The sequence below is a fragment of the Mucilaginibacter phyllosphaerae genome (assembly GCF_004378255.1).
Lineage (GTDB): Bacteria > Bacteroidota > Bacteroidia > Sphingobacteriales > Sphingobacteriaceae > Mucilaginibacter > Mucilaginibacter phyllosphaerae.
Window position 1 is genome coordinate 227578 of record NZ_SNQG01000006.1, and the last position, 25894, is coordinate 253471.

Consider the following 25894-nt stretch of genomic DNA (forward strand, 5'->3'; position numbering starts at 1 on the left):
TTTTTATTGAATCACTGGCTAATGTAAGGATTTTTAGCCATAGGTAAGCACATATATTGTTTGATTTTAACCCGCTTAAATACTTACTTTTGCACGGCAAAATACCCTTCGCTTTCTGTTTTATTTTGCATCGAGAAGATTTGTGATATTATGAAAAAACCTGTTCTTATTATATTAGGCCTGTTATTTTTAGCGTTGATAAGCGTTTACTTTATTATCCCTCAAAAAATAAAAACCAGCCAGGCAATAGAAATAGATGCTACCGATGTTAACGTAGCAAGATTTTTAGTTAGTGAGGCGCTATGGGCAAAATGGTGGCCGGGGCAGCATACCCCCGCCGATAGCAACCTTTATATATTTAACACCGCCCGCTACACCTTGCTGGAAGGCACCAACAGCGAAATGAAAGCGGCTATAAAGCGGGATAACATTACACTATACAGCCACATTACTTACGCCGCAACCGGGGATGGCATGTGCGAAGTAACCTGGACCAACGAAACCCAAAGCAGCCTAAACCCTTTTACGCGGGTGGCCGAATTTATAAAGGTTAAAAGCCTTAAAACAGATATTGATACTTTATTAAAAGGGTTTAAAAAATTCATGCAAACCGATAGCAATATATATGGCATGGATGTAAAGATATCGCAAATACAAAACCCTGTAGTGCTGGCTTCAACTACCGGCACACATGATTACCCTACGCCCGGGGTTGTTTATAGCCTGGTAGCCAAGCTTAGGCAGCAAATTAAAGCGCAAAACGCAACCGGTTTAGATTCGCCCATGCTTAACGTTCATCAGGGCGAGGCAGATGGTTACCAGGTAATGGTTGCCATTCCTGTTAACAAAGTAATTACACCCGGCAAAAATATGGTGATCAATAAACTGGTTAAAGGCGGCAATTTGCTGGATGCTACCGTTAAAGGCGGCCCAAAAACTATTTTAAATGCCTATACCCAGCTCAAAAACTACCAAAAGGCCCATCATTTAATATCACCGGCTATGCCTTATGAGGTGCTGGTTACCAACAGGCTTGCCCAGCCAGATACGGCAAAATGGGTAACCCGCATATTCTGGCCCATATTTTAAGGTTACTATTTGGTTAATTGCATCAGTCTGCCATCATAAGTGGTTATGATAAAGCTGGTACCTGCTGCGGTTTTATATGGATAAAGATGCGTTATCTCCTGCGGGTTTATCATACCGTTTATCCAGTACTCGGGCGTAGCCATTTGTTTGGTTTGCTTATCGTAATGGGTGGTAACCAGGCCTAAGGCATCGTACTTGCCTTCGTAAGGCACCACGCCCCAAAAGTTACCGTTCAGTAAAACATCGCCGCGGGTATTGTTAAGCGCAATAATGTTACGGATAGGTGCCTGCTGATACAGGTATGGCAGCGGCTTTACTGTTTTGGCATTCAGGATATCGCTGATAAAAACACTGGCAAACTGGTTGGCTTCCAGGCGGCCATCCTGCTTAATATTATCCTTAAAGATCTCATCGGTGGTTTTATCTGCCATTTTCTGAAAGCTTAAAAACTCCTTTTTAAGATAGGGCAACTCCTGCTCCAGATCGTTTTTAGGCCGGAACGGATAGTATTTATCTTTATAAAAATAAGATACGATCAGATCGTTCTTACCATCGTCATCCACATCATTATTATAAGCATACAGGGGCTGCCTGCTGTTTACGTTGTATTTATTGTTTTCGCCCCAGTTACCGGCAATCAGGTCTGCCTTGCCATCGCCATCCACATCGGTAATGGTTGCGGCCTGCCACCAGCCCTTCTCATTATCCAGCAGCGGCAACGAGAATTTCACCAGCCTTTTACCCTTATTCAAAAAGATCTGTACCGGCTGCCATTCCGAGCTAATGATGATATCATCTGCCCCGTTATGGTCAATATCTGCTGTAGAAATGTTGGTGATAAAACGGATACTTTTCAGTTCGGCGTAATCGGCCTTTGCCGCAAGCGCAAAATTGCCGTTATTTTTATTGAGCAGTACGGCCGATGTTGCCGCCATGGTATAATCCCTAAAATTGATGCTGCTGCTAAAAAACAGGTCTTTTAAGCCATCGCCATCAAAATCATAAGCCAGTATTTTTGATGCCAGGGTGTTTATTTTTGGCAAGGCCTTATACTCAAATTTATAATTCCCCCTGTTGAGGTACAAGCGTGGCTGCACGGCCTTCTCCATCTCGATAAAAGGATGGTTGGTGTTGATCACCACCAGGTCTGGCAGGCCATCGTTATTTACATCTGCCCATTGTGCCTCTATATCTCCCTGCTCTTTAGCCGGTGTAAAGGCATCTACGGCTATTTTTGTAAACTTCCCGGCCTTATCCCCGGCCAAAATATATTTCTCTTCGCCCGCTATGCCCCCCACGTAAATATCTTCTATCCCGTCCTTATTTACATCGGCAACCGCAATGGCGGGCGTATGCGGCAAATAAGTGTGCGGCAGCAGGTTGTAATAATTAAAATCGGGCGTTTCAAAAGGTGCTATGGCAGCTAAAACCCGTGCAGAAACAGGTGCGTAGCTAAACTGCTGTTTAGCTTTTATATAATTGTTAATAAGCCCGGCAACATCAGCGGCTACCTGTGTTTTGCCTTTATCATAAGCGATGACCGCTTTTTTACCCGGCGAAAAGTTTTTGATGATCTGATAGCTGTTGTCTGGCCAAAGCACCAGCAGTTCTACCGGCTTATCGCCGGGTAAAAAGGTAAACAACAGGTTATTGCCCTGCGTACTTTCATAAGCCGTGCTGGTTTGGATCTCCTGATGGTCTACCTGTTTAACGGAGCGCAGGTACAGCTTTGTGCCGATACCATCCGGGTTGGCTTTGGTATATTTTACACTGAGTTTGAGGAACAACGGTTTATCGTCCCCGCAGTTCTCCATCGTGGTGTTCTGGTAGATGTAAGCCGCCTCATCCATATTATTGGTCACCAGGTCCAGGTCGCCATCGTTATCCAGATCCACCGCTACCGAGCCGGCAGAGATAGAAGCATCCTGCATATCGTTACTTGCAGATACATCGCTAAACTTCAGGTTATCATCGCCGTGGTACAGGTAGTTATGCACCTGCCCATCCGGCATCAGGTTTATTTTTTCCCGGTCGAAAAACCGGCTTGTTTTAAAATCTTTGATCACGTTAGGGTCGCCCAGGTATTTCAGGTAATCCATATCGTTGAGGCGTTTTTTGATCCCGTTAGAAAAAAACATATCCTTGCGCCCATCCATGTCAAAATCCTGCACCAGGGGCGACCACGTCCAGTCGGTAGCCGACATGCCCGCGTACAGGCTGATATCCACAAACTTTTTACCGTTGCCTACATTTAGCTGCAGGCTGTTTTTTGAGTACTGGTAATAATAGCCTGCATTAACCTCCTGGTTATAAATATCCAGCGGCTCATCATTAATGGTAGATTTTAGCGCTTTGATCTCTTCGGGCAGCATATCCGTACTGATCACATCCAGGTAGCCGTCCTTATTTACATCGGTTAAGGTGTTCCCCATCGAAAACAGGCTGGTATGGCCAAAAGCGTTCTTCAGTTCTTCTTTAAAAGTGCCGTTCTTTTGGTTGATGTAGTAATAATCCTGCTCAAAAAAATCGTTGCTTACATAAATATCGTCCCATCCGTCGTTGTTCAGGTCGCCCACGCTCAGGCCCAAACCATAACCGATGGGCGCCTGGTAAATACCCGAGCCGGTAGTAACATCTGTAAATTGATTGTTATCATTCCTAAACAGGTGGTCGCCTGCATCATGGTTCACTTTAAAACGCAGGGTAGAATCGCCGTAGGTATCATTGCTGTGTACCGATGAGGTGAGCAGGAACATATCCAGGTCGCCATCCTTATCATAATCCATAAAAGATGCCTGCGTAGCAAATCCCGAAAAATCGAGCCCGTATTGGGCTGCCTCTTCTGTAAAGGTAAGATCGCCGTTATTGATATAGAGCTGATTTTTACCTTTAAAGCCTTTGTAGTTTGATACGACGCAAACATAAATATCCTTAAAGCCATCGCCATTGATATCTACCACGGTTACCCCTGTTTTCCAGTTGCCGGCACCGGCTACTCCTGCTTTGGCCGTAATATCCTGAAACTTAAGGTTACCCTTATTAAGGTATAATTTGTTGCTGCCCTGGTTGGATGCAAAATAGATATCCTCCAGCCCGTCGTTATTAAAATCGGCCGTGGCAACGCCCGCTCCGTTATAGAAGTACAGGTAATCGAGTATATTAACCGAATCTGTAGCGATGTTTTTATTTACAAAATCTACATTGGTTTGGCTTGCCGGCAGCAGTTTAAAGATACCTTCGCCCTGTTTTTTGGTTTTGCAGGAGGTATAGATCGCCACACCTGCCAGTATTACACAGCAAACCAAGATGATTTGTTTATAGGGCCCGGCTTTGGATATATGTTGTTTAGCTTTTGGCATATTTGCTTAACGTAATTTGTAAGCCTTAAGCTTATCATCGTTTAACCCAAACAGGTAATATTTTTCTCCGCGGCTGTTTTTGATCATCAGCGACGACCGCACCTGCCCGTTGAGCCAGATACCGCTTTTGGCAGGCGGAATATAAGCAAATCCGTTTTTGGTGTACTTATAAATTTGCCCGTAACTGGCATCTAAACGGCCAACCTCGGGCTTAAAGCCATAAAAGTTGCCGCCAAGCATTACAGATGGCGTACCGCTGTTATCAAAATCATTGCACAAAATGGTGTTTACATTTGATAATTGTGCATTAAAAGGCATGGCTACACAGGTAAATTTATTGTTACCCTTGCTGATGAACACCGATGAGGCCAAATAGTTCATCTCGTGCACCTCGGCGCCTTTCAACATCTCATCTGTAAATACTTCGTTAAAGGGTTTGCCTGCATAATCGGCATATTTCAGATACTGTTTTTTCAGGATCGGCATCTGCCCTACCAGGTCGGGCTTCATATGGAACACGTAGGCCACCCCCTGCCTGTAAATAGATGTAACACATTCTTTGGTACCGTTACCGTCAAAATCTTTCACGTAGATCTTCATCGGTTCGGCGGCTGTTGCCTTAAATTTGGAGTTTAAGCCCAGGTTACCGGCCAGGATATCCGGCCGACCATCGCCGTTGATATCTGCAATAGCCAAACTGCTCCACCAGCCCTTGTAATTATCCAGCTGCCTGTCTTGCGTAAACTTGCCGTTGCTGTTACGGTAAATGCTGATACCCATCCAGTTGCCGGCGATCACCAGGTCGGGATAGCCGTTGTTATCCAGGTCTGCCCACTGGGCGGCAGTTACCATGCCGGGTTTTGCATTGCCTAACACCTGCCGGGTTACATCGGTAAAGTTGCCTTTACCATCGTTATGCATCACATACGAGTTTGGCGATTCGGCATAAGTGCCGGGTACGCTACGGCCACCAATAAACAGATCCGGATGGCCATCCTTATCATAATCGCAGGCGGTTATCACCGATGCGTTAACAGCTACCTGAAGCGCCTTTTGCGCATTGCGGTGCAGGTTGCCCTTACCATCGTTTTCGTAAAAGCGCGGGTAGTAAATGTTGGTGCCTGCTTCTTCGGCATTGCCGCCTACCCCTATGATCAGGTCCTCATCGCCGTCGCCGTCAAAATCGCCAAAGGCGGCCCCGGCGTTTTCCAGGTAAACCTGTTTCTCAAAATCCGGCGGAACGTATTGCTTAAACCTGCCGTTTTTTTGCTGCACGTAAATAGCCGCGGGGCTATCTTTAGAGCTGCCGAAGTAAAAATCTGTCAGCCCATCCTTGTTGATATCCCCTTTGGCCATATAAGGGTTTTCGGTAGATAGCATTTGCAGCATCAGGCGTTCGTTATCAAAATCTATAAAGCCATCCTCGGTGTGTTTGGGGACAGAATCGAACAGGGTTTTCTCCGCCTCTGCAAACAAGGTTTTTACCGGCGGCTTTGTGAAGTTATATTGCAATTGAGCATCTGCCGCTTTGCAGGTATAAACTTTATTTACCTGCACATTTTTAACCACCTGGTATTTACCGCCCGGCCAGATGACCTGCACCGAATCTACGTGCTTAATATCACCTAAACCAATATTAAGCAGGTTGGGCGATGTACTGCTTTGAAAACCACGGGTAGGCTGATTATACTGTACATGTAGGGTATTACCGGCAAAAACCTTTATCAGCGCGCCTACCCCAAACTTATTCATCCCCGCGCCCTGCAGCTTTACCTGCAGATAGTTATGATGCAGGTTTTGGGCATTATTTTTATAAACCGACAGGGGCCTGTTCACATTATTCACGATCAGGTCGTTATCCCCGTCGTTATCCAGGTCGCCGTAGGCGGCGCCATTGCTGAACGTGAGCTGATCGAGCCCGTAATCGTGGGCCTTATTGGTAAAAGTAAGGTCGTGATTATTTCTGTAAGCGTAGCTTGACTGCGGGGTCGAGATCATCTTTTCGTTAAAATCCTTATAATCGAATTTCTTCTTCTCGGCGATCTTGTCCATGTTTTCGCGGTTGCCCAAAAACTCCACATAATCCTGGTCGGTAAGGTCTTTATATATGCCGTTGGATACAAAAATATCCTTCCAGCCGTCGTTATCCATATCAAAAAACAGTGCGCCCCAGCTCCAGTCGGTTGCGCTTACACCGGCTTTAAAGGCAATTTCAGAAAAAGTGCCGTCGCCGTTATTCAGCTGCAGGCAGTTTTGCATAAACTGGTTAAAGTAGCCGTCGTGCTGTTTTAATTTTATCACATCAAATGATTCGAAGGAGGTCATCTGCTTCAAGCGCTTATCTCCCTCGGGCAGCATCTCTGTTGTAAATATATCCAGGTTGCCGTCGTTGTTAATATCGGCAATGTCCGACCCCATCGAGGCCAGGCTGAGGTGCCCGGTTTGCTGCTGGATGTCTTCTTTAAATGTGCCGTTATGCTGGTTAATGTACAGGTAATCGCGCTCAAAAAAATCATTGGAAACGTAAATATCCGGGTAGCCGTCGTTATTTACATCGGCTACGGATACGCCCAGCCCAAAACCAATATCGCTGGAAAATATGCCCGCCTGTTTGGTAATACTGGTAAAGTGGCCGCCATCGTTGCGGTATAAGCGTGCGCCGCCCAGTTCATCCACCACGGCACGCAGGTTCTGGTTAAAATCAAAAGAGCCGATCGGGCGGAAGGAATTGTTGAGCACAAAGCAATCCAGGTCGCCATCGTTATCCAGATCAAAAAATATAGCCTGGGTAGACAGGCCGTTATCTACCAGCCCGTATTTTTCGGCCTCCTCCTTAAAGGTGCCGTTGTGCTGATTTATAAAAAGTTCGTTACCCTTACGGTCAATAATGTTGCCGCTGTGGCAAACGTAGATGTCCAGCCAGCCGTCGGCATTGATATCAACCATGGTAACACCGGTGCTCCAGTATTTGGTGCCCTTTACGCCTGCTTTTTGGGTAATATCCTCAAACTTCCAGTTGCCTTTGTTAAGGTATAGCTGATTACCGCCCTGGTTAGAGGTAAGGTAAATATCGTTTAAGCCATCATTATTGATATCGCCGATGGCAACTCCACCACCGTTGTAGTAATTGCGGAAGGTAAATACATTGGTACGATCCTGCTCATCTAATTTATTAATAAAGTTGATGCCTGTTTTGCCGCTATCCTGGATAGAAAACAGGGGGTTTTCTACACCGTTTTTGCGGCAGGATATTAAGCTGATAAAAATAACAATCAGGGGTAAAAGGCTATTTTTTTTAAACATTACAGGTGTACAAAAAATAAACGTAGCGAATTTCTTCGCTACGTTTAAATCAAATATAAAAATTGGAAAATTAAATCAACAATTTATTAATAACCTGCGTTTTGTTTCAGGTTAGGGTTGGTATCAACCGCACGTTGTGGTATTGGGTAAAGGGTGCGGGTTTTATCAGTTGTAGCAGGGCGCTGATCAACCGGATCGTTAAATTTCTCAAAACGGATCTGATCATTCCTTCTCCAGCCTTCCCAATACAATTCACGGCCACGCTCTGCAAGCATGTTTGCAGGGGTAACAGTGGCCAAGGCGGTGGCACCACGCGGTACGCGGATAGAATTCACCAGGGCTAAAGCTGTTTGGCCGTTAGGATCTGTACCGCCACGCATAATGGCTTCTGCTTTCATTAACACCACATCAGCATAACGTAAAATAACATAGTCATTTGATGTGTTATCATCATTAACGGTATTATCTGCTTTTGGCTGAGGGAAATATTTAAAAACCCTGATACCTTGCGCTTCTGTAGAATAGTTAAGATTAACCTCTGGTGTAAAAACAAGTGGTTTACCGCTACGTTGCGTTAATGCTTTGCCACCCGGGCCATATTGCTGGCCAACTGCAAAACCTGCCCTTAAACCAATCTTATCTGTTAAACCAGGATAGGCAACGCCTTTACGTTCATCGCTGTTCTCAAACGAGTTGTAAAAATCAGCCAATGTGGTAAAGCCATTCCAACCATCAGGTGTTTGGTTATAATGCAGGCCCATCCTCCAACGGTTTTTAGCAGGTGCGGGGGCATTAGTTTCAGTATTATAACGGCCAAATATATTACCATGAGATTGCTCTGAGTTATCCCAGGCAAAATCCTGAAAATACTTGCCTGCAGGCTCCAGTGAGTAACCCAGCGCTGTAACCTTATTAGCATACTCAATTACCTTATTCATATCTGCAGGGGCAAATGTAAACGGCCCGCCAACAGTAGCCGAAGTGTAAACTGCTTTGTTCAAATAAACTTTGGCTAAAAGTGCATCAGCTGCTGCTTTATTAGCAATACCAATATTAGCGCTTGTTGCAGGCAGGTTTGCTTCTGCAAACTCCAGATCTTTTATAATAAAATCTGTTGCTTCTGTACGGCTCATCACAGTTGGGATAGATGATGTTGGCGCATCCGGGTCACGGAATGGCTGCTGACCGTAAAGGTCAACAACCTGGAACATAAAATAAGCCCTTAAAAAGCTTGCTTCAGCTTTGATCTGTACATCTGTAGACTTGCTGATAACCTGCGTTGCACGGAAAACACCTATGTTCAACTGATCCCAGGTATCATTAACCTGGTTGTGTGATGGTGTCCAGGTGTGCGTGTGCAGCTTACGCCAGGTACCAAAATCGCCCCAGTCTGTACCGCGGGTAGGGCCCATCATTTCATCTGTTGGGTGCTCTTGTAAAGCGTATGTATTTGCCTGGTCTGTTTGTCCGTTTAGCTGCGCATAAACAGCACCAAGTTCTGCAGCACCGATCGTTCCGTCACCTAATGATTTGGAGCCATACAGCTTCTCATCTAATTTTGCACAACTTGCTACAGTTAAGCAAGCTATACCGCATATAATTGCCTTTGATATATTTTTTTTCATTGTCATGTTTTTAGAAACTTGCATTTACGCCTAATGTGAATATACGTGCTTTTGGATATGAAGTATAATCAATACCTTTTGATGCTACGTTATCCCTTTGTTTATCTGTATTGATCTCAGGATCTAAGCCAGAGTAGCTGGTAATCAGGAACAGGTTTTGCCCTGTTAATGATAATCTGAAAGTTTTAAACACACTTTCTTTTAAAGGGAAGGTATAACCAATTGTTGCATTGCTTAATCTCAGGAAATCGCCCTTTTCCAGGAAACGGGTTGATACTTCGCCGGAGTTAAGTGCATTTTCAGCAGTTTGTGCAACTTCTTTTGTTACGTTACGGCCACTAACCAGGTTACCTTTGTAAAAGAATGCGTTAGCCGTGTTGTTATAAACCTGGAAACCTGTGGCAGCATTCAGGAAGAAACTTAAGCTCCAGTTTTTGTAGCTAAAGTTGTTAGTTAAGCTTGCTGTAAATTTAGGGTTAGGGCTACCTTGCACGCTTGAAACGTCTATACCTTGCGGATAAATACCAAAACCGTTTGCATCTAAGCCAGAGTAGTTAGGAACGTTAAATGTAAATAAGGGTAATCCATTTGCAATTAGCTGGGCATAAGCACCGGAAAGGCCCTGGCCATCAATATTACCTGTTATGATGTTACGGCCTTTAAAGTTTTCAACCGTGTTTTTGATAAAGCTCATGTTGTAAGAAACGTCCCAGGTAAATGTTGGCGTTTGTATGGCAGCATAGTTCAAAGCAAATTCAAAACCTTTGTTGATAACGTTACCCGGCAGGTTTACGTAAATATAAGGTGATAATGCCGGTTGAGCGTTATACTGGTAAAACAACAAGTCGGATATTGATTTATTAAAGTAATCTACCGTACCTGTTAAGCGGCCCTTAAGTATCGAGAAATCGATACCTGCACCATAAGTGGTATTGGCCTGCCATTTCAAATCAGGATTGGCAAGGTATATCTGTGGGTTTGAGTTACCGTTGTAGTTGATCTGTTTAACAGGTAATGATCCGTAAGAAGGTATTTCCTGATTACCTGTTTTACCATAATTTAACCTTAAGCTCAGGTCATCAAAAAATCCGCCTTTAGGCATAAAGCTTTCGTTACTTATACGCCATTTTGCAGCGATAGCCGGGAAATTACCGTATTTATTGTTAGAACCAAAGCGCGATGAACCGTCTCTTCTTAAAGTACCGGTAATGATGTAACGATCTTTGTATGAATAGTTTACCCTTGCAAAATAAGATTGTAATTTATAGCTTGAGCTATCACCAACAGGGTAAGCTAAATGTTGCTGAAAATCATTATAATCTTTAACTAAAACGCCTGGTTGAGATGATTTAAAGCCAAATTCGTTGCGGCTAAAGTTTTTAAATGTTTGATATGAATAGCCCGCCAAAACAGTTAATGAACTGTTATCGCTCCATTTTTTATCATAGTTTAAAGTATGTTCTGTAGTGTAGTTAGTTAACTGGTTATATTGGTAAATAGCGGTACCATTACCGGTTGGAGACGGGAAATTTTGATCCCTAATGTTAATAGCATCTGTGAAGCCTACTACTTTAGGGTCGTAAAATGTTTTCCTCAAACCTCTTGATATATCAGCACCAAAATTTCCTTTGTATGATAAACCTTCAACTAACTTTACAGTCATACTTAAGTTATTTAAGTATCTGTTGATGTTATCCCTGTCATCAATTTGGTTAAGTAATGAAACCGGATTCCTGAAACCATTACCAATAGGGAAACCATTGGCATCGTAAGCCGGGTTAGCAATGCTAAAATAACGGCCTTGTGAATCAAATACAGGTGCGGTTGGGTTTAACTGTATTGCAGCACCGATTAAGCTACCGTTAAAACCGGCATTGTTGGTAATAGGCGCAAACTGATCTTTTACATTAGAGAATGTTGATTGGAGATCAAACTTTAATCTTTCTTTAAAGAATGATTGGGATGCATTAATACGGCCATTAAGACGTTTTAATGCTGAATTTTTAACGATACCCTGTTGATCATCATAACCAACCGAAGCACGGTAACTGCCGGTGTTGCTGGCACCGCCAAAACCCAGATTGTAATTTTGTGATATAGCTGTGCGGAAGATCTGGTCTTGCCAATCGGTGTTACCGCCGTAATCTATACCGCCTTCGGCAACAGTACCTGCGTTAGAACCTACGCTGGCAACAGCCTTTAAAAAGTCTTCGCGGCCAAGTACATCATATCGTTTGGCAGTATTGGCAATACTGGTGTTTGCAGAGAACTGTACCCCCTGGCCTTTACGGCCTTTACGTGTGGTTATTAAAATTACACCGTTTGCACCACGGGCACCGTAAATTGCTGCTGATGATGCATCCTTTAAAACAGATATATTTTCAATATCAGCCGGGTTAATAAATGCTAAAGGATTACGTGCAGATGAAGAACCTGCACCCACACCATAACCACCGCTTGTGCCGCCATTATCTAACGGAATACCATCTACTACATAAAGCGGGTTATCGTTAGAACGGATAGAACCTGCACCACGGATATTGATCGTTGCTGCAGCACCCGGCTCACCGCTTGACGGCGTTACCTGTACACCGGCAATACGGCCCTGTAATAACTGATCTGGTGTGGCAATAACACCTTTGTTAAAGTCCTTAGGGCTTAATGAAGCCACCGAACCTGTTGCATCTTTAATGCGTTGGGTGCCGTAACCAATTACAACAACCTCGTTTAGGTTAGTACTTGCAGACTGTAGTGAAACGTTAACATTGGTTTGGCCATTTAAAGCAACTGTTTGGCTTTGGTAACCAATGTAAGAAAAATTAAGGCTTGTTACGCTTGCCGGTACCGATAACTTATACGTACCGTCGACGCCGGTAAGTGTGCCGACACCGCCGGCGGCCCCAACAGATACGCCAATAAGCGTAGACCCGTCTTTTTTGTCGGTTACTTTACCTGTAATTACCTTGTTCTGCGCCAGTGCCGGCTGAACAAAGAAACAGGTTAAAGCAAAAAAACATAATGTGAGTAAGTGTTTAAATTGCATAGTTTGTGGTTTAATTGATAATTGGTTATATAAAATTTTAGTACGTGTTTATTTTAAAAGTTGGTAAAACAGGCCTGCAGATAAAAAAATCGGCAAACAAATTTTACAATGCCGTGCAATGGTTAGTTACCCGGTAAAAAAACTTTAATAAAATGGTACAGTATATATTGGTTTATAATTGTGCTTTTTACAGCTGTGGGTTTGTATGCTTAAAAGCTAAACCGCTTTTAAAAACATTTTATCCCTATACAAAGATGTGTGTCTTGCGCATCATTCCCTACTACTTTAATGGAGTTATAAAAAAATATAAGCTTTATAAATATCAAGTAACTGATTATCAATTACTTTAATTATAAAAAAAGCCGAAAAATATAACCTTTATCAAAGCATTTTTAAGCTATTTTAGTTAAAAAAGTATCTTATATAGTTCTTAAAGTATCTAAAATGATACCATTCATCTGCAAATCAGGATACGGTATCAACGGCCTTAATGTCCATAATACACTGTTCAAACTGCTCGGGGTTTTTGGCCTTTGCCTTGATGCGCATTTTATAAACATAAATAGTATTTACCGAGTACTCCAATATTTTGGCAATTGTTTCGTTATCATTAATACCCATGCGGATGAGGGCAAAAATGCGCAGGTCAGTATTCAGTACTTCATGCTCGTGCGGCCAGATCTGGTCTTTCTCTTCAAACTGCGAATTAAATACCGAAATAAAGTTGGGGAAGATCTTTAAAAAAATGTGATCAAAGCTGTGGTATAACACCTCCCGCTCTTTTTTAATATTTATTTCGTTAATGATCAGCCTGATATCTTCATACTTTTTGATAGACAGCTTGGTATCTACAGACATCTTCAGTTTTTCGAGCTTTAAGATATAACCGGATATGATCTTAAAAAACTGCCCGATGTACTCTTCCTTAATATGCGCATCCTCGCCCAGTTTATGATTAATATCTTTTAACTGTATGTTTTGATGCTCGATGATCCGTTCTTTATGCTTTAACTTGCCCAACTGCTTATAGATCATCACCAGGAATAAAATTACCAGCGAGGCCAGCGCAGTTATGGCCAGCAGGTACATTAGTATGGTTTGTTTTTCTTTTTCGGAATGGTTAAGCTCTTCGGCCGCTACAACGGGTAGTATGGCCCCTATCTGTATCTTGCGCTGCCTTGCCCCGTAAAAATCGGCATCCTGCTTGGCCAGTTGTATAAAGGCATAAGCATCTTTTACGTTACCGGCTTTATACAATTGCTCGGCAAGGGTAAAAAGTGCAACGGTTTCTTTGGTGGATGACTTGATATCGGCAATGGCCGATTGAATAAGCAGGGGCAGTGCTTCCTGGTGCCGGTTAGAGTTTAAGTAACTGATGGCCAGCGAGCAGCTAATCATGGCGCGCAGGTGCATGGAAATGGGCTTGCCCGACCGCAGGATCTTGCTCAGTTCATCATCGCCCGTTAATTCGTTCCCTGCCTGCGCATCTTTTAAGCCGGTATAGTGCATCCAGTCGATAGAGCCCTTTTGGGTAAGGTTGATGGCAGAATCTATATAGGCATTGCTGGCCCTGATATACCCGGGAGATGAATACTTATCGTTATTATACTTGGCCAGGTCGCTGTTACATCGGTACATGATAAAATAGTATTCGATCTTCATCGAATCGTTAAGCACCCTGGGGTTGATGGTACGCATGGCATCAAAGGTTTCTTTAAACATGCCCGACGACAACAGGATAAAACCCAGCTTGATCTGGCTGTAATACCCTCTTGACATATCGTTCATCAACGCGCTGAGATCTTTAAGCTTATTTACATATACGTAGGCCGAATCGTACTGGTAGGATTTATACTCGTCATAAAGCTTAACACACAGATCGTACTGCCGGGCGTAATCAAATTTCGAAGCGCTGCGCTGCTGTTTTTTAAGAAGAAGGATCCTGGCCTGTTTTTGGCCGTCGTAAATATCTTTACGGCTAATCTCTGCTTTTAAAACGCTTATCAGGCTATCTGTACCGGCGCCGGCAGATACAGCAGGATAGGTAAGCATTAACGCAAATAATAACCTCAAAAAAAGTCTCATATTTTGGTTGCAAAAGGGAATTAAGGTTAACAATTATCCATCAAAATTTAAAAAAACAGCAACTGCGGGCCGCGGCCGGTTATTGTTAGTTACAGCAATACAAGGTATTACAGCTTTTTTAGTAAATTAAAATAAATAAGGGTAACCGGCTAAATCTTCCAAACGTAATATTAGTGATAATCTGCCAAATTTGTTTGCAGAGGCTGATTTTTATAAAAACGCTAAAAATAAAGCCCGCCTCTTAAAAATAAGACGCGGGCCAATGTATGGTTCAGAAAAAACTGTTAAAATTAACGGAAGGGCGGGTTAGTTACACGTAGCGCCTTTTGTTATAGGCCCTGATCCGGATACGGTACCCTCGCGGGCGCATACGGTAGCGGTTTTACCTTTATCAAGATACTGGCTTGTAGCAATGCCGCCGCAGGTGGTATAATAAAATGTGCCGCCGGTAAACGCTGCCGAAATTAAATAACTGTAACAGGCCGGCGGCGGTGCCACAGCCGGGGCGGTATTATCTACTTCCTTTACCTTGCTTACATCGGCTGCAGCAAATGTTACGGCGGGTGCTTCAACCAAAGCGGCAGGTTTGCTTATCCTGCTATCAGCCGCATTAGCGTTGGTAACTTTAGCAACATTAGCTAACGATTGGGCATGAATGGCACCTGCAAAACTACATAGCATTACAAGCAGCGCTAAAAGGTTCTTTTTCATAATAATTGGTTTTAATTGGTTAATAAGTAAATATAAATAACATTTCCTTTCAGTTACACCAAAAAATATGAATTTCTTTTTAGCGTACAAATTAAAACCTATAATTAATCGGCACCAATCACAGCCGGTTAATAATCGGCCAGTACAATAATATTGCTGCTAATGGGGCTTATTTTTTCTAAACCTTTTAAAAAGCTTAACCCTACCACAAAGCTAAAACCGGCAACTACGCCGCCCATCTCCTGTATCAGTTGGCTGGTGGCGGTTACGGTGCCCCCGGTGGCCAGCAAGTCATCGTGTATCATGATCCGGTCGCCGGGGTTAAAGGCATCGGTATGTATCTCTATGGTAGCCTGGCCATATTCCAGTTCGTAAACCTTTTGGTTAACCGTGTGCGGTAGTTTACCGGCTTTGCGTACCGGTATAAAAGGCACACCCAGCCTGGTTGCTAATGACAGGCCGAACAAAAACCCGCGGCTTTCTACCCCGGCGATGGCATCGATCTGCAGATCCCCTATTTTGTTTAAAAAGGCGTCGTTTATTTGGGTACAAAGTTCGGGGTCTTTCAGTATCGGGGTAATATCCTTAAAGATGATACCGGGTTTAGGAAAATCGTGAATATCGCGGATAGCGGTTTTGATCTGCTGCTCTATCATTTATAAATTAAATAAGGCCCAATTTTACGCAAAATATCGGCATCTATAATGGCAATATTCTCTAAATCGCGCATGGAAATGTAATCGCCATGCTGGTTGCGGTATTCAATAATGGCATTTACCTGTTTATAATTAAGATAAGGCATCGGCCTCAGCTTATCAAACGTAACAGTGTTGATATTGATCTTACGGATGCGGCCGGCATCTGCCCGCACCTGGTTTTTGATCTCATCATATTTCAGGTCATCCATCCCAAACACCTCTTTCAGTTGCTCCTTATTCACAAAGCCGCCCAGCCGTTGGCGGTAGTAAAGGATGCGTTTGGCATAAGCCGGGCCAATGCCCTCAATTTTAGTCAGGGCTGACGAGTCGGCAGCGTTTAGTTCGATAACGATGCTGGGTTTGGCCCGGCTCTGCGGGATGATGATGAATGGCGCCAGCCGGGCATAATCAACTTTGGTAAGCCCGTAGATCTTTTGCAGGTCCGCCGCCTTACGAAACCGGCCGCCTTTTGCCGTGTAATTTTTAATGACCGCCGCTTGTTTTGCCGTGATGCCCAGCTTTTGCCAGCCACCCGCCGTTATGGTGTTCGGATCGAACTTAAAAAGTACGTTGCGGGGCGTTTCGGGGGCGTTTAAAGGGCGCCGATTGGCGTTATTCAGCGCTGCTATTGCATTGTTAAATACAGTAACGTTTATTGTATTATCTTTGTGATACCACTGATAAGCATAAGGCGCTGCCAGCACAAGGGCTATCAGCACCAGTAACACCACCGTGCCGTTCCACTCTTTTTTGGTGAGGGCCAGGTGGTCTTTAAGCTGTGTTTTCATGATCAGGGTATATATAAAGCCGTTAAATTAATCATTTCTGAAGACTATTATCACGTTAATTGCAGCATGAAAATTATAACCACAGAAGAGTTTGCCAAAGCCACCAAGCTGGACACCCTAAAAATGCCCGGATTAGCATCTATGCTGATGGAACTGATGAAGATCAATCAGGTAAATGAGCTTTTTGCACAGGCACAGCCCAAGCAAGGCCCTGATTTTGTGGATGCTATCTTAAAAGGCTGTGGCATAGAGGTTGAATTTGATGAGCGCGACCTGAGGCATATCCCTAAAGAGGGTGCTTTTATAGCTATAGCCAACCATCCCTACGGTGGTATCGAGGGGCTGATATTGCTTAAAATGCTAACCATGGTTAGGCCCGATGCCAAGCTGATGGCTAACTTCCTGCTGAAAAAGATCCCTAACCTGAGCGAGTATTTTATAGCTGTAAACCCCTTTGAGAATGTAGAGCATTCATCCAGCATCAGCGGGTTGAAAAATACGCTCGAACTGTTGAATAACGGTACCCCGATAGGTATTTTCCCGGCGGGCGAGGTATCTACCTTTAAACTGGAAAAACGCGAAGTTACCGACCGCCTGTGGCACCCTGTTGTGGGTAAGATCATCGCCAAGGCTAAGGTACCTGTAGTGCCCATCTATTTTCATGGCAATAACGGCCTGTTGTTTAACTTACTGAGTATGATACATCCTACGCTCCGCACGGCTAAACTACCTTCAGAATTATTTAACAAGCAAGGCCAAACCATTAAGCTGCGTATTGGCAAGCCCATCAGAGTGGAGGATATCCCCGATAATAACAACAGCGCCAAAATATTGAACTTTTTGCGGGCTAAAACCTATGCGCTTGGTGCCGGTTTGGATGAAGAAAAAAAATTATTCAATCCGCGCAACCTGTTTAAGATCAAGAAACTACCGGAAGCCATAGTGCCAGAAACACCTGCGGATAAGCTGGAAAAAGAGGTTGACGGGCTTCGTGAGAACTACAAAGTATGGACCGAAAAGAACTACGAAGTTTATATCACCGCTACCTCGCAGATCCCTACGGTTATCCGCGAGATAGGGCGTTTACGTGAGATCACCTTTCGCGAGGTTGGCGAGGGCACTAATAAAGCCACCGATCTGGACGAGTACGACATTTACTATCACCATCTTTTTATATGGGATACCGAAGCAAAGCGCATTGTTGGCGCCTACCGTATTGGTTTGGGCGACGAGATCTTCTACGGCGTAGGCAAAAAAGGCTTCTATATCAACGAGTTGTTTAAAATTAAAGAGCAGTTTACCCCTGTGCTTAAGAAAAGCCTGGAGCTTGGCCGATCGTGGATCCGCAAGGAATATCAAACCAAGCCCCTGCCTCTTTTCCTGCTATGGAAAGGCATTCTTAAGTTTGTGATAGATAACCCGCGCTACCGTTACCTGATAGGGCCGGTAAGCATCAGTAACTCGTTTTCGCAGTTCAGTAAATCGCTTATTGTAGATTATATCAACCGCAACCACTTTGACCATGACATGGCCCAGTATGTAAAGCCACGCAAGAAATTCAAGGTAAATCTGGAGAACATCGATACCGACCTGCTGCTATCGGCCGGCGACAGTTTTAAGGGGCTGGATAACCTGATATCTGAAGTGGAAACGCATAACATGAAGGTACCCGTACTGCTTCGCCAGTACCTGGCGCTTAATGCCCATATCATCAGCTTTAATATCGACCCTAAGTTTGCCGATTGCCTGGATGGCTTCCTGGTGCTTGATCTGGAGAAAGTACCGCAGGATATATTGGAGAAACTGGGGAAGAATTTGTAACATTTCGCCAACACGTCATCGCGGAGGGCTGTTACTTTTTCTGGATATAAAGCAACCAAGATTATATAGCAAAAAAGGCTTTTACGGCGCATAAGGCCTGTGCCGTAATTCACTCAGAACCAAAAGAATCTTTTGCCCGCACAGCTCCAGCAAAAGCCCCCTATGCCTGCCCCGCGCAAGGCCAGCATCGTTCTTCCCGATTTCGGACGAAGCTGATCTGCTGACATTGTAGAGAAAAAAATCATTCTGTAAATTCTATAATTCCGGTTCAGACAAATAGCAGATACTGTAGGCGAATGAATGCACTCCGTTGGTTAACGGATCGCATGACAAAAAAGAAAAAGTCCAATAAATTGCAAAAATTCGCTTAATCCCGGTTCAGGACAATTCTCTGCGTTAGGGATAGAAGCGGGTACCGGCCCGGAGCGTAATGCCTGCAGGCGTATGAGTGAATAGCCCGACCGCAGGGAACGCCCAAATGTTAATTTTTGTCCGTCCGTTTCTAAGTGCGGACATTTTTGGACAAAAGCGGACAGGCTAATACTTCAATCCTAACCTTCTGGCTAACCTGTACAGCACCCACAGCGGGGTTACGTGCAGCAGTTTGGTGTCATCGGTAAAAGATTGATCGTTACGCTCTATTTTGCCGCCTATGTACTGGCCTGCAAGGGATATCATGAGTATGGCTACGCTGATGGCACTTAATTCTGCACCGCCTGCCTTTTGATACAGTTCCAGCTGCATAATGCCATAACTAAAACCAAAAAACATAAACAACGCAAAGTAGGATAACAAGGGCGACATTTTTAAATAATAATAAATGCCAAAGGCTATAATGAACGATGCCCAGTTAAAATAGCCGTTATACTTACCTATCAGGCCAATATGCGGGAAAGGGATAGCCCATGCCATGCCCAATAAGCCCAATACCATCAGCGGTACAAAAATGTAATGCAATACCAGGTTCACCGGGTTTTGATGGCTGGCATCTAAACGCTGAAAGTAAAAGTCTATTTTACGCTGATCGCCCGGCTTTGCGGGTTGGGGTTTAATATTGGTGTGTTGCTTTCCCATAAAACAAAAAAGCCCTCTCCTATTGTGAGAGAGGGCCTATATAAGCTTTTATTAATTACTTAGCAAATGCTACCGAACGGGTTTCCCTGATAACGGTAACTTTGATCTGGCCGGGGTAGGTCATCTCTGTTTGGATACGGTTAGAGATATCTGCCGCAAGCACTTCGCTTTGGGCATCACTTATCTTTTCGCTTTCTACCACAACGCGTAACTCGCGGCCGGCCTGTATCGCAAAGGTTTTTTCAACCCCCGGATACGATAAAGCAAGCTCTTCAAGCTCTTTTAAGCGTTTGATATAACTTTCTACCACCTCGCGGCGTGCGCCCGGCCTTGCGCCTGATATAGCGTCACAAACCTGTATAATAGGCGATAGCATCGAGGTCATCTCCACCTCATCGTGGTGGGCGCCAATGGCGTTGCACACTTCCGGGTGTTCTTTATATTTTTCGGCCAGCTGCATCCCCAAAATAGCGTGCGGCAGTTCGGGGTTATCATCAGGCACCTTACCAATATCGTGCAGTAAGCCTGCGCGTTTAGCTAATTTTACGTTTAAGCCCAACTCTGCCGCCATGGTAGCGCAGAAGTTGGCTACCTCGCGCGAGTGCTGCAACAGGTTTTGCCCGTATGATGAGCGGTAACGCATCCGACCTACCATCCTGATCAACTCAGGGTGCAGCCCATTGATACCTAGATCAATAACGGTACGCTCACCTATTTCTACAATCTCTTCTTCTATTTGCTTTTTGGTTTTGGCAACCACTTCCTCAATACGTGCCGGGTGGATACGTCCGTCGGTTACCAGGCGGTGCATGGCTAAACGGGCAATCTCGCGCCTAACCGGGTCAAAGCCCGATAGGATAATAGCTTCCGGGGTATCATCCACAATGATCTCGATACCGGTTGCTGCTTCCAGCGCACGGATGTTACGCCCTTCCCTGCCAATGATACGGCCTTTGATCTCATCATTCTCGATGTTGAAGATGGATACCGTATTTTCGATAGCGCTTTCTGTAGCGGTACGCTGGATAGTTTGGATAACAATTTTCTTAGCCTCTTTAGTAGCAGTAAGCTTGGCTTCATCTACAATATCTTTGATCTGAGCCATCGCCTTGCTGCGTGCTTCTTCGCGCAGGTTATCTACCAGCTGGTTTTTGGCATCCTCTGCACTCAGGCCTGCAATGGTTTCTAACTGGGCTACGTGCTGGTTCTTTAAATGATCTACCTCTTCCTGCTTTTTAACCAGAATATCGGTTTGGTTTTCCAGCTTTTTACGCGCGTTATCCAGTTCTGTCTCTTTACGGTTAAGGTTTTCCAGTTTTTGGTTAAACGATTGTTCTTTTTGTTTGATACCGTTCTCGCGTTGGTTTAACACGTTATTTTTGGCGTTCACTTCCTGTTCGTGCTCTGCTTTAAGCTGTAAAAACTTCTCTTTCGCTTCTAACTGACGGTTCTTTTTCAGTATCTCGGCGTTGTTCTCCGCGTCTTTCAAGATCTTTTTAACTTTGCTTTGTGCTGCTACTTCCTGGTCTTTAAAAAGTTTACGAAGCAGGTACCGCCCTATGACTATTCCTGTCGGGATGCCCGCAAGCAAGCCGATAATGATGTATAATATGTTATTCATTGGTTATTTAGGTTATAAAATAAAAAAACCGCAACTAAAATCTAAGTGTTCATGTATTGTTAAAACTTCTTGTCGGATGGGGTGGATCACGGGTTACCGTTAAATACACGATCAACGCATGCCTCTTTGTAATCCGAAGATATGGAAGCGTTAAGTTTTTAATAGTGAAAACTTAAAATTTAACTGCGGTTAAATCTTAATTGGCTCGTTTTAGCCAAAAGCTTAAAGGCTAAAGTTTAAAGCTTTTGAGGGCTTTGTACTTTTCGCTTTGTGCTTTTCGCTTATTTTAAAGAACGTTATTGTTTCGAAAAAAAATCGTTCAGCAAATGATCCAGTTGATAAACCTTTTCGGCTACCTCGGTATCTTCCGTGGTAACTTTCTTATCCGCCTTTAATGATGATGTTGCATAATGCAGCACACACATCGAAAGCAGATCCTGTTTATCCCTAACCGCGTAATTTTCCTGATATTCTTTTATACGGTCGTTGATCAGCTTGGCTGCCCTTCTAATAATTTCCTCTTCTTCCATGTTTACCTTTAAGGGGTAAACTCTGTCAGCAATATTTATTTTTATTGAGATTTCTCCCATTTGAGCTTTTCACTTTCTGCACTACTTTTTAAGCAATACAATACACTTATCTATTTCCTGCACAAAGTCGTTAATTTTTTGCTTAATGTCAACACTTTTTTCATTTGTTTCTGAAAACGACTTAGCAAGTTTCAATACACGAAGCTTTTCTTCCAGGTCTTTTGTTTTATTAGTACTGGCTTTAAGGGCCACATTCAATGCTTCACTCTCCAGTTTAAGCAAATCATTTTCTTCCTGCAATGCAGCACAAAGCTCAATCAACTGCTCTGTTTTTTCTACAACCTTACCTAATTGTTCTGCTACTGAGGCCATTATTAGTTATTAGAGGTTTGTGATTAAGAGGTTAGTTATTTGTTTTGATCATCTGTCAGATCTAATTACAAATCTCTAATCTCCTATCACTAATTATTTCCTTATCTCTGCTCCTGCTTCTTTGCCTAAATTATAAATTAATTTCTGCATCACGGCATCAACGGCCTTGTCTGTTAAAGTTTTTTCGGTGTCTTGCAGAGTAAAGCTTAGTGCGTATGATTTTTTGCCGGCAGGCAGCTTATCGCCCTGGTAAACATCAAACACATTCACCTCTTTCAGCAACTTCCTGTCCGTCCGTCCGGCTATCTGCTTCAACTGTCCGAATGTTACGGACGCATCTATCAGCATACTCAGATCCCTGCGCACGGCCGGGAATTTGGATACCTCCTGGTAAACAATAACATTTTTGCGCACGGCATTCAGCACCAGGTCGAAGTTAAAATCGGCATAAAACACCTCTTTATCTACATCCACTTTTTTTAATGCTGCTACGTTTACCTGCCCAAACTTAACCAGCTGTTTGCCATTTAGCATATACTGTAAACCAAAGGCCAGTTTGCTGCAGGTGCTATCTTCTACAACCACATCGGTTATTTTAAGGCGCTTAAGGATGCCGTCTACAATGGCTTTAAGGTTGTAGAATGATACCGGTTTTTGCTTTTGGTTCCATTGCTCGGGTGTGTTGGCGCCGCTAATGAATACCGAGAAACGCTGCGTTTCTATGTACTTATCTTCTTTGGTGCTGTAAACCTTGCCAAACTCGTACAGCTTAAGATCGGCACTGCGGCGGTTTTGGTTGTATGCAATAGCCTCTAAACCCGAAAACAATAAGGTTTGGCGCATCACATCCAGATCGCTGCTTAAAGGGTTAACTATTTTTACCGCATGCTCCAGATCATCAGAATAGGCCGATTTGGTAAGCGAGTTGGCCAGCATCTCGTTAAAGCCGTTTGCGCTAAACAAATCGGCAATTACGTTTTGCACGGTGTCTTTTTCGGGGCGGATGGAATTGTTTAGCGATGCCCTTATCTGCGTTGGTATCTCGATGTTGTTGTACCCATAGATACGCAAGATCTCTTCTACCACATCCACATCGCGGGTTACATCCACACGATATGCAGGCACTTTAAGCGACAAGCCTTCGGCAGTTTCGTTTACGATCTCAATATCCAATGCGGTAATAATGCCTTTAATGGTATCGTTACCAATGGCTTTGCCTATCAGTCTGTCAATAGTGTTATAGGTTATCTCTACCGCAAACGGGGCTACCGGCGAGGGGTAAATATCTACAATATCTGAGGTGATTTGGCCGCCTGCAACCTGCTGTATTAACAGGGCTGCGCGTTTAAGCGCAAATACCGTCATATCCGGGTCTGTACCGCGTTCAAAACGGAACGATGCATCTGTTTTTAACCCAAACCTTTTGGCTGTTTTACGTACAGATACGGCGTTAAAATAAGCACTCTCCAAAAATATGCTGGTAGTTCCGTCTATAACGCCCGATTTTGCACCGCCAAATACACCGGCAATACACATCGGCTCATCGGCGTTGCATATCATCAGGTCATCGGCGCTTAGCTTGCGGTCGGCATCATCCAGCGTTTTAAAAAGGGTACCTGCTGCCACCGTTTTTACAATTACTTTATTACCGGTGATAGCTGCGGCATCAAAGGCATGCAGGGGCTGCCCAAGCTCGTGCAGTACATAATTGGTTACATCTACCACATTGTTAATGCTGCGCACTCCTATTACGGCCAAACGCTCCTTTAACCAGGCAGGCGACTCACCCACCTTTATACCCGAAATGGTTAACCCGCTATAACGCGGGGCGGCAGTTGAATGCTCTACCACCACCTGTATAGGGCTATCGTTACTATCTACCTTAAATGCGCTTACATCCGGCTTTTTAACGGCCAGTTTTAAAAACGCGGCTATATCCCTTGCTGTGCCCAAATGCGATGCTGCATCTGCACGGTTTGGGGTAAGGCCAATCTCGTACATGTAATCGTCATTCAGGTTAAAATGGTCTTTTGCCGGGGTACCTACAAGGGTATCGGCATCCAGTACCATAATACCGGCATGGTCATGCCCTAAGCCAATCTCGTCTTCGGCACAGATCATCCCTTCGGATACCTCGCCCCTGATCTTTGATTTTTTAATACTGAACGGTTCGCCAACCGTTGGGTATATAGTTGTGCCTACGGTAGCCACCACCACTTTTTGCCCTGCTGCCACGTTATGTGCGCCGCAAACAATCTGCAGGTCTTCGCCGGTGCCTACATCCACTTTGGTAACATGCAGGTGATCTGAATTAGCGTGGTCAACACACTCTTTTACATAGCCTATCACCAGGCCTTCTAAACCGCCCGGTATGGCCTGCACCTTCTCCAGGCTCTCTACCTCTAAGCCGGTACCGGTAAGTATGGTAGATAATTCCTGAGGGGTTTTATCGGTATCAATAAATTCTTTAAGCCAGTTATACGATATCTTCATTATAGCAGAATGATAATCGGCAAAGATACGATTTAGGCAGAAAGGTTAAAGGTTTATAATGTACGATTTCAGATTTACCATTTTAGATCAAAGCCAGGTAAAAACACAGCCAAATACTCTGTAAAATTAAAGCCGGTGCTGCTATTAACCGCCGGCCCTGCTATGCGCTTATACTGCGCAGGCCTTAGCCACATGGCCGGTATCCGCTGCTATCAGGTTTAGTTGGGTTGGGCCTGCTGTCCGTCCGTCCGCAGATACCGCTACCGGCGGACGGCAGCGGACACTTTACTAACCGTCCGCTTTCTGTCCGCTTGGGTTGGTTCCTGCGGACGGACGGACACTTCACCCCCCTGTCCGCATTCTGTCCGCTCCTATTGGCTCCTGCGGACGGACGGACACCCTTAAACAATTAGCAGATCATGCATTTAATTTAAACAAGTATTTGTATATCAGATATTTATAAGTATATTTGTATCACTCCAAGCAATCTTACAGGGACCACGTTACACAGCCGTCTGATTTTATATGTTTATATAAATATTAGTAAGGGAGGGGTATTTTATAAACCCAGGGTTTATAATTTTTTAACTGGCAGTAATAATATAGCAGTGTAGTAATGAGATGCACTATCTAAACATGCTTAAGTGTGAAAACATGGCAAGTTTATATAGTGGCCATGTATCCATATCAAATGATGTTACCCGATGCAAAACAGCATGCCTGGTGTCCGTCCGTCCGGCATTACCTTAACTTCCGGACGAACGGACAGGTAAAACAGATATTTATTGATGATTGCCCGTGCTGTTACAAAGTGGCACTCGGGGATAAGGGGGTATAAGTATAACTAATAGCTTGTTACAGCAAATGGCTAACGTTAAAGGTTAATTATGCCAATGTAGTAATGGCATTGCTGTTATTATTGGCAAAACAGTTTGCCCTGCTGTCCGTCCGTCCGGGAGGTACGGCACTTCCGGACGGACGGACGGACGGACAAAACATGCTTACTTATTCATCATCGCCGGTACTGCTATCGCCATCATCATCCAGGTTAAGGGTGTAAGATGGTTCTGCGGCATCGTATGCTTGCTGTGCCTGGCTGGTTTCGTCGGTTTCGCCAATATCATCATTGGTTTCATCAAAACCGTTGCTGTGTATATCCTGCTGGCTCATTTGCTCTTCGTTCTCAGTTTGGCTCAACTGGTCGTCCTGCTGCAATTGATCGTCTTGTTCTTCTGGTTGCTCTATCATGGTTTATAGTTTTAATATTTATAAGGATAGAACG

General features: G+C 44.0%; 16 protein-coding genes. 2 read left to right on the forward strand and 14 right to left on the reverse strand.

The genetic code is table 11. From position 1 onward, the window contains the following. Positions 1-150: 150 nt before the first annotated feature. On the forward strand, positions 151-1089 hold the full coding sequence (locus E2R65_RS16855) for a GyrI-like domain-containing protein (protein ID WP_134337657.1): 939 nt from the start codon (positions 151-153) through the stop codon (positions 1087-1089). A 5-nt stretch (positions 1090-1094) separates the two neighbouring features. Here E2R65_RS16855 and E2R65_RS16860 read toward each other — a convergent pair whose 3' ends face one another. The 8 genes from E2R65_RS16860 to E2R65_RS16895 all read right to left on the reverse strand — a co-directional run bounded on the left by E2R65_RS16860 (position 1095) and on the right by E2R65_RS16895 (position 16701). After that, positions 1095-4448: an FG-GAP repeat domain-containing protein gene (locus tag E2R65_RS16860; RefSeq protein WP_134337658.1), complete on the reverse strand. Its 3354-nt coding sequence runs from the start codon at positions 4446-4448 to the stop codon at positions 1095-1097. 6 nt (positions 4449-4454) lie between these two features. Beyond that, positions 4455-7751: a VCBS repeat-containing protein gene (locus tag E2R65_RS16865; RefSeq protein WP_134337659.1), complete on the reverse strand. Its 3297-nt coding sequence runs from the start codon at positions 7749-7751 to the stop codon at positions 4455-4457. 86 nt (positions 7752-7837) lie between these two features. Further along, positions 7838-9376: a RagB/SusD family nutrient uptake outer membrane protein gene (locus tag E2R65_RS16870; protein WP_158285291.1), complete on the reverse strand. Its 1539-nt coding sequence runs from the start codon at positions 9374-9376 to the stop codon at positions 7838-7840. 10 nt (positions 9377-9386) lie between these two features. Further along, entirely contained in the window at positions 9387-12419 is a 3033-nt protein-coding gene (locus E2R65_RS16875) for a SusC/RagA family TonB-linked outer membrane protein (protein ID WP_134337661.1), read from the reverse strand. Positions 12420-12884: 465 nt separating this feature from the next. Beyond that, complete coding sequence (locus E2R65_RS16880; protein WP_134337662.1) at positions 12885-14504, reverse strand: DUF6377 domain-containing protein; 1620 nt, start codon at positions 14502-14504, stop codon at positions 12885-12887. A 306-nt stretch (positions 14505-14810) separates the two neighbouring features. Beyond that, on the reverse strand, positions 14811-15215 hold the full coding sequence (locus E2R65_RS16885; RefSeq protein WP_134337663.1) for a hypothetical protein: 405 nt from the start codon (positions 15213-15215) through the stop codon (positions 14811-14813). 128 nt (positions 15216-15343) lie between these two features. Beyond that, positions 15344-15871, reverse strand: coding sequence for an adenine phosphoribosyltransferase (locus E2R65_RS16890; protein ID WP_134337664.1), 528 nt, complete (start codon positions 15869-15871; stop codon positions 15344-15346). Beyond that, positions 15868-16701, reverse strand: a complete 834-nt coding sequence (locus tag E2R65_RS16895) for a ComEA family DNA-binding protein (protein WP_134337665.1) — start codon at positions 16699-16701, stop codon at positions 15868-15870. The genes E2R65_RS16890 and E2R65_RS16895 overlap by 4 nt, the downstream gene beginning before the upstream one ends. A gap of 66 nt (positions 16702-16767) precedes the next feature. Between E2R65_RS16895 and E2R65_RS16900 the strand changes: the two genes are divergently transcribed. After that, positions 16768-18522, forward strand: a complete 1755-nt coding sequence (locus E2R65_RS16900) for a lysophospholipid acyltransferase family protein (protein ID WP_134337666.1) — start codon at positions 16768-16770, stop codon at positions 18520-18522. 537 nt (positions 18523-19059) lie between these two features. On the opposite strand, the gene E2R65_RS16905 is transcribed toward E2R65_RS16900, so the two are convergent. The 6 genes from E2R65_RS16905 to E2R65_RS16930 all read right to left on the reverse strand — a co-directional run bounded on the left by E2R65_RS16905 (position 19060) and on the right by E2R65_RS16930 (position 25860). Next, entirely contained in the window at positions 19060-19596 is a 537-nt protein-coding gene (locus tag E2R65_RS16905; RefSeq protein WP_134337667.1) for an Mpo1-like protein, read from the reverse strand. 55 nt (positions 19597-19651) lie between these two features. Continuing rightward, positions 19652-21217 (reverse strand): ribonuclease Y, encoded by a 1566-nt coding sequence (gene rny, locus E2R65_RS16910; protein WP_134337668.1) that lies wholly within the window; start codon positions 21215-21217, stop codon positions 19652-19654. A 296-nt stretch (positions 21218-21513) separates the two neighbouring features. Beyond that, positions 21514-21807, reverse strand: coding sequence for a cell division protein ZapA (locus E2R65_RS16915; RefSeq protein ID WP_134337669.1), 294 nt, complete (start codon positions 21805-21807; stop codon positions 21514-21516). Between the two features lie 21 nt (positions 21808-21828). Further along, complete coding sequence (locus tag E2R65_RS16920; RefSeq protein ID WP_134337670.1) at positions 21829-22119, reverse strand: hypothetical protein; 291 nt, start codon at positions 22117-22119, stop codon at positions 21829-21831. A 93-nt stretch (positions 22120-22212) separates the two neighbouring features. After that, positions 22213-24612 (reverse strand): phenylalanine--tRNA ligase subunit beta, encoded by a 2400-nt coding sequence (gene pheT / locus E2R65_RS16925; RefSeq protein WP_134337671.1) that lies wholly within the window; start codon positions 24610-24612, stop codon positions 22213-22215. Between the two features lie 1005 nt (positions 24613-25617). Continuing rightward, the gene (locus E2R65_RS16930) at positions 25618-25860 is read right to left on the reverse strand and encodes a hypothetical protein (RefSeq protein WP_134337672.1); all 243 of its coding nucleotides are present in this window, start codon (positions 25858-25860) and stop codon (positions 25618-25620) included. Between the last annotated feature and the right edge of the window lie 34 nt (positions 25861-25894).

Bases quoted from the DNA above. Each gene is read 5' to 3' on its own strand.
- E2R65_RS16920 (WP_134337670.1), bottom strand. From the start codon at position 22,119: ATGGCCTCAGTAGCAGAACAATTAGGTAAGGTTGTAGAAAAAACAGAG.
- E2R65_RS16905 (WP_134337667.1), bottom strand. From the start codon at position 19,596: ATGGGAAAGCAACACACCAATATTAAACCCCAACCCGCAAAGCCGGGC.
- E2R65_RS16860 (WP_134337658.1), bottom strand. From the start codon at position 4,448: ATGCCAAAAGCTAAACAACATATATCCAAAGCCGGGCCCTATAAACAA.
- rny (WP_134337668.1), bottom strand. From the start codon at position 21,217: ATGAATAACATATTATACATCATTATCGGCTTGCTTGCGGGCATCCCG.
- E2R65_RS16855 (WP_134337657.1), top strand. From the start codon at position 151: ATGAAAAAACCTGTTCTTATTATATTAGGCCTGTTATTTTTAGCGTTG.
- E2R65_RS16895 (WP_134337665.1), bottom strand. From the start codon at position 16,701: ATGAAAACACAGCTTAAAGACCACCTGGCCCTCACCAAAAAAGAGTGG.
- E2R65_RS16915 (WP_134337669.1), bottom strand. From the start codon at position 21,807: ATGGGAGAAATCTCAATAAAAATAAATATTGCTGACAGAGTTTACCCC.
- E2R65_RS16930 (WP_134337672.1), bottom strand. From the start codon at position 25,860: ATGATAGAGCAACCAGAAGAACAAGACGATCAATTGCAGCAGGACGAC.
- E2R65_RS16890 (WP_134337664.1), bottom strand. From the start codon at position 15,871: ATGATAGAGCAGCAGATCAAAACCGCTATCCGCGATATTCACGATTTT.
- E2R65_RS16880 (WP_134337662.1), bottom strand. From the start codon at position 14,504: ATGAGACTTTTTTTGAGGTTATTATTTGCGTTAATGCTTACCTATCCT.
- pheT (WP_134337671.1), bottom strand. From the start codon at position 24,612: ATGAAGATATCGTATAACTGGCTTAAAGAATTTATTGATACCGATAAA.
- E2R65_RS16900 (WP_134337666.1), top strand. From the start codon at position 16,768: ATGAAAATTATAACCACAGAAGAGTTTGCCAAAGCCACCAAGCTGGAC.
- E2R65_RS16875 (WP_134337661.1), bottom strand. From the start codon at position 12,419: ATGCAATTTAAACACTTACTCACATTATGTTTTTTTGCTTTAACCTGT.
- E2R65_RS16885 (WP_134337663.1), bottom strand. From the start codon at position 15,215: ATGAAAAAGAACCTTTTAGCGCTGCTTGTAATGCTATGTAGTTTTGCA.
- E2R65_RS16870 (WP_158285291.1), bottom strand. From the start codon at position 9,376: ATGAAAAAAAATATATCAAAGGCAATTATATGCGGTATAGCTTGCTTA.
- E2R65_RS16865 (WP_134337659.1), bottom strand. From the start codon at position 7,751: ATGTTTAAAAAAAATAGCCTTTTACCCCTGATTGTTATTTTTATCAGC.